The organism is Enterococcus sp. 3H8_DIV0648, from assembly GCF_002140655.1.
In the GTDB taxonomy this organism is placed as follows: domain Bacteria; phylum Bacillota; class Bacilli; order Lactobacillales; family Enterococcaceae; genus Enterococcus_A; species Enterococcus_A hulanensis.
Window position 1 is genome coordinate 778,016 of record NZ_NGLG01000001.1, and the last position, 1,365, is coordinate 779,380.

The 1,365-nt window shown below is 37.7% G+C and carries 1 protein-coding gene; it reads left to right on the forward strand.

Features of this window, described 5'->3' with window-relative positions; genetic code table 11:
* Positions 1-23 precede the first annotated feature (23 nt).
* A complete protein-coding gene (gene hemW / locus A5875_RS03620; protein WP_088932343.1) occupies positions 24-1,172 on the forward strand; it encodes a radical SAM family heme chaperone HemW in 1,149 nt (382 codons plus the stop codon).
* Positions 1,173-1,365: the final 193 nt, after the last annotated feature.

Below are 1,365 nucleotides of genomic sequence, written 5' to 3' on the forward strand. Positions count from 1 at the left end.
TATATAGAAGAAAGAGGCACACAATGACACAATCAACTTCTGCTTACATCCATATTCCTTTTTGTGAGCACATCTGTTACTACTGCGATTTCAACAAGGTTTTTCTTGAAGGACAACCAGTAGATGAATATATTGAAGCATTGCTGAAGGAGGCGCGTCTCTCTCTAACGCAAAATCCAGTTGACAAAATGGAGACGCTCTATGTCGGAGGAGGTACGCCGACATCGTTGAATGCGGCACAATTAGATCGGTTATTAAGCGGCTTACGTGAAGTTTTGCCATACCAGGATGGGGAATTTACGGTTGAGGCGAATCCTGGTGATCTTTCAGGTGATAAATTGGATGTTATGAAAAATTACGGAGTCAATCGTTTATCGATGGGTGTGCAAACCTTTGATGATCGATTATTGAAAAAAATTGGACGTAAACATACTGCACAGGATGTGTACGATACGATTCGTTTATTAGAAGAAAAAGATTTTCGGAATGTAACGATTGATTTGATCTATGCATTGCCAGGACAAAGCTTGGAAAGTTTTCACGATACTGTTGCTCGTGCCTTAGCTCTGGATTTACCTCACTATGCGTTATATTCGTTGATTTTGGAAAATCAAACGATGTTTATGAATTGGGTTCGTCGCGGAAAAATGCATTTGCCAGAGCAAGAGTTAGAAGCTCAAATGTATGCAGAAACGATTGAAGCAATGGAAAAAGCAGGGCGCAAGCAATATGAAATTAGTAATTTTGCGAAACCAGGTTTTGAAAGTCAGCATAATCTCGTATATTGGAACAATCAAAATTATTTTGGACTTGGTGCAGGGGCTAGTGGGTACCTTGGTAATCGACGTTATAAAAATCGTGGACCTATACAACATTATTTGAAAGCTTTGAATGACGAACATTTGCCAGTGCTTGAAGAAGAATATTTATCCCAAGAAGAGCAGATTGAAGAAGAGATGTTTTTAGGCTTAAGAAAAATTTTAGGAGTAGACAAAGCGAAATTTGCCGCTCGCTTCGGGCGAAGCATGACCGATGTCTACAGTATGGTCATTAATGAGTTGAAAGAGCAAAACCTGTTAACAGAGACAGATTCACGGGTATTTTTGACAAAGGATGGACTGTTTCGAGGGAATGATGTTTTTGAGAAATTTTTATTGAACAAATCGAATTAGCACTCTCTTTATGAGAGTGCTAATTTTTTATATTTTTTCCTTGACTTATAAAACAGATGTGGTACTGTCTCTTATACACATCTAGATGTGTATAATAGCGAAGCTGCCATGCCATATAACGAATATAAAAATCAACAGTATAATAAGTTGGCGGATTTGATTCGTGAAAATATTGACTTAGATAAAATTTATC